The 6053-nt window shown below is 48.9% G+C and carries 9 protein-coding genes; all 9 read left to right on the top strand.

The annotated features are described in order from the left end of the window. The first annotated feature begins 56 nt into the window (after positions 1 to 56). Positions 57 to 344, top strand: a complete 288-nt coding sequence (locus LQE92_RS14355) for a hypothetical protein (RefSeq protein WP_231063609.1) — start codon at positions 57 to 59, stop codon at positions 342 to 344. A 415-nt stretch (positions 345 to 759) separates the two neighbouring features. Next, entirely contained in the window at positions 760 to 2211 is a 1452-nt protein-coding gene (locus LQE92_RS14350) for a hypothetical protein (protein WP_199488597.1), read from the top strand. Between the two features lie 255 nt (positions 2212 to 2466). Continuing rightward, complete coding sequence (locus LQE92_RS14345) at positions 2467 to 2733, top strand: type II toxin-antitoxin system RelB/DinJ family antitoxin (RefSeq protein WP_033119556.1); 267 nt, start codon at positions 2467 to 2469, stop codon at positions 2731 to 2733. After that, the gene (locus LQE92_RS14340; RefSeq protein WP_021632616.1) at positions 2726 to 3004 is read left to right on the top strand and encodes a type II toxin-antitoxin system YafQ family toxin; all 279 of its coding nucleotides are present in this window, start codon (positions 2726 to 2728) and stop codon (positions 3002 to 3004) included. The genes LQE92_RS14345 and LQE92_RS14340 overlap by 8 nt, the downstream gene beginning before the upstream one ends. A gap of 33 nt (positions 3005 to 3037) precedes the next feature. Further along, positions 3038 to 3520: a hypothetical protein gene (locus LQE92_RS14335; RefSeq protein ID WP_076917214.1), complete on the top strand. Its 483-nt coding sequence runs from the start codon at positions 3038 to 3040 to the stop codon at positions 3518 to 3520. Further along, positions 3405 to 3662 (top strand): cysteine-rich KTR domain-containing protein, encoded by a 258-nt coding sequence (locus LQE92_RS14750; RefSeq protein WP_256435368.1) that lies wholly within the window; start codon positions 3405 to 3407, stop codon positions 3660 to 3662. Before LQE92_RS14335 ends, LQE92_RS14750 begins: the two co-directional genes overlap by 116 nt. 16 nt (positions 3663 to 3678) lie before the next feature. Beyond that, the gene (rlmN, locus tag LQE92_RS14325) at positions 3679 to 4662 is read left to right on the top strand and encodes a 23S rRNA (adenine(2503)-C(2))-methyltransferase RlmN (protein WP_002584956.1); all 984 of its coding nucleotides are present in this window, start codon (positions 3679 to 3681) and stop codon (positions 4660 to 4662) included. 56 nt (positions 4663 to 4718) lie between these two features. Beyond that, positions 4719 to 4874, top strand: coding sequence for a hypothetical protein (locus LQE92_RS14320; RefSeq protein WP_182001965.1), 156 nt, complete (start codon positions 4719 to 4721; stop codon positions 4872 to 4874). A gap of 156 nt (positions 4875 to 5030) precedes the next feature. Beyond that, on the top strand, positions 5031 to 6053 hold a 1023-nt coding region (locus LQE92_RS14315), incomplete at its 3' end, for a plasmid recombination protein (RefSeq protein WP_231063608.1).

Below are 6053 nucleotides of genomic sequence, written 5' to 3'. Positions count from 1 at the left end.
ACAAGGTACAGGAGCTGACGGAGGAAAACACCCGTCTGCGGTCACAGGTGCCGTCCATGAAGAAGCGGCTGGAAGAAGCGCAGCGGCAGCAGAGGCTTGAACAGGAAAACCGGAGGCTGCGCGATGAAAACTATTATCTGCAATCCGAGCTGCAGGAGGAACGCAGCTTCACCGAGCGTCTGACGGACGGCATCGGTCGGATGCTGGACTTCTTGGAAGAACACTTGCCGGAGCGTCTGCGTCCTCTGCTTGAAAAGGCGAGGGAGCTGCTGCCCGATCCGGAGATTGGACAGCAGCAGGAGCAACAGCAGCACCAGCGAGGAATGGGCGGCATGGAGCTGTAAAAGAAGCCTGTCCGGAGGGCTTGAAAATCTCTTTCGGACAGGCTATAATAACAACTGAAAATAGGGAATTGCTGTATTGATAATCTAAGCCCCCTGTAAGGGTACTCCCAACCTATATTTTTTCTCTCTGAAAGGGAGAAAGTCGGAGGGGAAAAGGGGGGTGAGCGGAGGGGTGTTGGAAGTGTGGTAAACCTCGTTAGAGGTTTTCCAAGCCACTGTGGTAAACCCATCGGGTTTTCCATAGTGGCGGCACTTTCAATGCCCCGCAGCGAGGGGGAAAAGGGGGAGGTGACTTTCTCTTTAAGGCGGCGTAGCCGCCGCTCTTTTGCTCCCCCTTTTCCCCCTTCCCGCCCGCAGGCGATCCCCGCCGCAGCGGATTTTCTTTTTGGTACTTTTTCTTTTGTGAGGTGGTAATATGACCGAGAATTATCGAGGCTGCTACGAGTATTTGAGCGCACAATATCCGGAGGTCGGAGGCTATGAGTTTTATAAAGAGCTGTTTCCGGACAATGAGAACTCCGGAGAACGGCACACGGATTTTTCCCATCCGAACGCTGTGTATCTGTATCGGGACGAACAGAGCGAGGATAAGAAGCTCCGGCGCAGGAAGATGTATAACGACACATGGGAACAGGATTACATGGAGTTTGTCGAGGGGAACAGCCTTACTTTGTGCAGCGGTCTTGCATATCGCAGAAAGGAGAACAGGCTGGAGAACGCCCAGCGGATGTATGCTCTGATCTTCGATCTGGATGGCGTAGGTCTTGCCGAGCTGCGCAACCTCTTTCTGCGCTTTGGCGGCGATCCGGAGCGAGTGCGCCGGTTGCCGATGCCGACTTTCCTTGTTCTGTCGGGGACAGGGCTGCATATCTACTATGTTTTCCAGCAGCCGATTGACCTATACCCGAATATAAAAATTCAGCTTAAAAGTCTGAAATATGACCTCACTTTCCGGCTATGGGAGTATGGCAGCACTTCGCAGGTCAAGGCGATCCAGTATCAATCCATCAATCAGAGCTTCCGCATGGTGGGCAGCATCAATGACAAGCATGGGACGGAGCTGGTCGCTTTCCGTACCGGAGAACGGGTAACGCTGGATTATCTGAACGCCTACGCAAAGCCAGAAAACAGGGTGGATGTCAATAAGCCTTTCAGCCCATCCAAAATGACACGAGCTGAGGCGAGGGAGGCATATCCGGAGTGGTATGAGCGTGTTGTTGTGAGAGGCGAGAAAGGACGCAAGAAGTGGGATATTGCCGGAAAGGTGCATGGTGATGATCCGTATGCGCTCTACCATTGGTGGCTGCGGCAGATCGGAGAGATAAAGGGCGGGCATCGGTATTTCTTTTTGATGTGCCTTGCTATCTATGCTTACAAATGCGGTGTGTCGAAGCAGCAGCTCCGGCAGGATATGAAAGAGGCTTTTGATGATCTGCAGATGGTGAAGCATGAGAACGCATTGACCGAGGAAGATATACGGAGTGCGCTGGAAGCCTACGACAAGGAGTATTACAATTTCACGATTTCCGATATTGAAGCTCTGACCGATGTTCGCATCGAGCGCAACAAGAGGAATGGTAGATCACAGAAAGAGCATTTGAAAAGAGCAAGGGCGGTGCAGGAAGTGGATTATCCTGGCGGCACATGGAGAAGAAAAGGGGCAGAAGAAAAGAAAGCGCAAGTCTATGCGTGGCGGCAGGAGCATCCAGAGGGACGCAAGGCCGATTGTCATAGGGACACCGGACTTGATCCGAAAACGATCCGCAAATGGTGGGACACCGTACCGGAGGGGCATATAACGGTCAAAATACGCCCATCACAGGCTTTGAGCGATCTGTTGGTGGAGGAATTTAAGAAAGGGCTGTAAACGCCCCAGAAACGCCCTACAAGGCGTTTTCGGGGCGGGTAAGGGTTTTTATATTACCCCACCGAAAACGAGGCTTGAAAACCGCGCGAAATAAGGCTTTTTCACCCCCTAAATGTACACGCTGCGGTGTTAGCATATAGAAAGCACTGTTCATAGAAAAGTTGCAAAAAAACATTTGCAATGCACTTGCAAATGTCACGAATATTGAATATAATATTAGTGCAAGCTAAAAATGACGAGGAAAGGAGTGCTATTATGGCTAAAGGAAATATGACGATAAGAATGGAGCCGGAGCTGAAAGCACAGGCGGCAGCTCTCTTTAAGTCCCTCGGAATGGATTTGAGTACGGCAACGGGTATTTTTTATCGACAGGCACTTAGGTGTCATGGACTTCCCTTTGAAGTCAAGGTTGACGAGCCGAATGCTGTTACCTATGCGGCGATGGAGGCGGCAGAAAAGGGAGAGGATATGTATGGTCCGTTTGATAGCGTTGCAGATCTGATGGAGGCGCTGAATGCTTAAGCCGGAGTTTTCGGGGCAGTTCAAACGAGATTACAAGCTTGCGATCAAGAGAGGCTGCGATCCGAAGAAGTTGGAGGAAGTGATCACGCTGTTGTGTAACGAGCAGCCGTTGCCGGAGGCGTATCGAGATCATGCTCTCACTAATTCCAGAAATTATAAGGACATGAGAGAATGTCACATCGAGCCGGACTGGCTGTTGGTCTATAAAGTTGTTCGGCAGACTTTGATTTTGAAATTGATAAGGACGGGATCTCATAGCGATTTGTTTTGAGATTAACTCCGGATGAAAGAGTGGTGATGATATTTGGCGGGTGTAATAACGGAAATTGCAATAGAATGTGGCGTGTCGGAACAGGCAGTTCGTGCATGGTGTAGGCGAAACCATGTTGCGAAAGATGCGAAAGGAAGTTTCGCAATCAGCGAAAGTCAAAAAACCGCCATATATCAGCATTATTTAGGTGTTGAACGAAAGCAAGTTTCGCAACAGGCGAAAGCAAGTTGCGAAACTTGCGAAACCACTTTGATCGCTATGCTGCAGGGAGAATTAGACCGGAAAAGCGAGCAACTTGCTGTAAAGGACAAGCAGATCGAGGAACTGAACGCAAGGTTGGCGGAGGTCAGCTCGGCGTTGGTGACGGCACAGCAGACTGCGGCAGCGGCCCAGGCTCTCCATGCTGGGACAATGCATCAGCAGCTTCTTTCCGGCAAGTCCGGAGCCGATCAGCCGGAGCGTGAGACAGAACCGGTTCAAAAGCGTAGCTGGTTTAGTAGGTTCTTTGGGGACTAAACAGAACGACAAATCGGGAATTGATACTGTATTAAAAGATTTTCCTCTTTTCTGCCCTAAATGCAAATTGACGCATATCATTGATGTAGAAAAATTAGAGATTGTAATCAAAAATACAGAAAAACAAACTTTTATTATTTAGAAGAAAGGATATAAAAATGAAACGTTTACCTAAATATACGCCTGCGGAAGTACGGAATGATCCATACGGATTTACTTACAAAGAAATGTCGGAAGTTATTGGCGAGAATGAAGCAAAAGCCTTATATGAAGAATTATATAAGCAATTACCACGCAAAAAAAATCTATCAATGTTGGTAAAAAATATTTGCAAAAGCAGTGATACTGAAAAGTATGTTTACGAACTGAAAGACAACAAATACATTGAAACGGTTTTTATCAAGCGGCGAGATGGTGGAACTGTTTGCGTGAGCACACAAGTCGGTTGTCCTGTTGGTTGTATTTTTTGTGAGTCCGGGCGAAATGGCTTTGTTCGTAATCTAACATCGTCAGAAATCGTACAACAGATTATATTGTTGCGTCGAAAAGTAAACCGTATCGTTTTTATGGGTATGGGAGAGCCTTTATTCAATTATGACAACTTGATAAAAGCAATCCATATTCTCCGAGATAGATATGGGCTCAACTTTCCAACCGACGGCATTACCATATCAACAGTTGGTCCGGTCGATCAATTAAAAAAATTGCGCGAGGAACATCTTAAAATTCAGTTGACAATATCTTTACACGCAGCAACACAATCTGCAAGAAATCGTATTATTCCTCACATGCGCATATATGCTATTGAAGATGTTGTTAAGCAAGCCTTATCCTATTCTGAAAGGCATAATCGCAAAATTGTCTTTGCGTATTTGCTTTTACCGGGTATAAATGACCGGCCCTCAGATGTAAGACAACTTGCAAAATGGTTTCGGGGCAAAAAAGTTATGATTAACGTGTTACAATACAACCCAACAAGCAATTCAAGAATTAAAGCACCACAGAAACGGGAAATAGTTGCATTCAAACATCAATTAGAGCAAGCAGGACTTGAAGTTACTATGAGAGTTTCTCATGGCAGAGAGATTAACGCGGCTTGTGGACAGTTAGCTAACACATATAATAAATTCAAAAAAAAATGATTAAAAGTGCCAGACGCATAGACGCAGAGCCGATAACGCATTAGGTCAAAAAACCTATGTGTTATCGGCTTTTTTATGACCAATTCCAGTTTATCGGTGGGATGAAGGTCGGGGAGCCGTCCGCAGACGGCAGGGGCAGCGCCCCTCCGGAGCTGGCAGAGCAGCAGGCACGAGCCGGCAGTGAAGCAGCTCCGGCAACCCCTCCCCTTTAGGGGCGCAAAGCACTTTCACACCGCTGCACCGATGGGGTGGCGGTGTGAAAGTGCTTTTGCGTTACTTTCTCACCAGAAAGTAACAAAGAGGTTGTTTTTAGCGGAAATTTATGATAAAATAGAGGACGGAAGAATAAGCGGAAAGGGGGCGATTTTATGGGAGTTACGATTTCGGGTATGACAGGTGCAGGGAGCATCCGGCACAACAACCGCAGCTTCTCAGCGGCGAATGTAGACCGGAGCCGGACGGAGCAGAACATTGTTTTCTGCAACGAGGATCTGAAGCAGGTCTATCATATGGTCTTTGATGAAGCTCTCGCAGCCTACAACGCAAAGAAAACCAAAACGAGAGATAAGATACCGGACTACTATGAGCATATCCGGCAGAGTAAACAGGAAAAGCTGTTCCATGAAGCGATCTTCCAGATCGGCAACATGAGCGACTGTGGGTGCGGTACGCCGGACGGAGAACGGGCGGCGGCAGCTCTGAAAGATTTTGCGGAGTCTTTTGCAGAACGCAACCCCCATCTGCGGGTGTTCAATATGGTGCTGCACATGGACGAGGCAACGCCCCATCTCCATGTCGATTTTATCCCTGTGGCAACGGAGCAGTCAAGAGGACTTTCTACAAGGGTATCTATGAAACAGGCATTGAAGCAGCAGGGGTTTGTCGGTGTCGGCAGAAAGCAGACCGAATGGGCGGCGTGGATGGAACGGGAGAAAGAAGCTCTGACGGAGATCGCCCAGCGGCACGATTTTGAAATTATCTCTCTCGGCACGAACAGACCGCACATGGACTTGCCGCAGTTCAAGGAAGCGGCTGCGAGGCTGGAAGCGGTGCAGCAGCAGACAGCGGCAGTAGAGCGGGAGGTTGCTGAGCTGGAACGGCAGCGGGACGCTCTGAAAGGCACTGTGCGGCTCTTAAAGGAGGCTGACAGGGTAAATGCACCCCTGCATGATATTCAGCCGGAAAAGACGCTCACAGGGGCAGTAAAGGGCGTGACGGTGGATCAGGTCGAGCAGCTAAAGAAAATGGCACTGCGCAGCGTGACGGATCGGCACAAGGTACAGGAGCTGACGGAGGAAAACACCCGTCTGCGGTCACAGGTGCCGTCCATGAAGAAGCGGCTGGAAGAAGCGCAGCGGCAGCAGAGGCTTGAACAGGAAAACCGGAGGCTG

The sequence above is a fragment of the Lientehia hominis genome (assembly GCF_021044755.1).
GTDB classification, from domain to species: Bacteria; Bacillota; Clostridia; order Lachnospirales; family Lachnospiraceae; genus Lientehia; species Lientehia hominis.
This window is presented reverse-complemented; position numbering and strand designations above follow the sequence as displayed.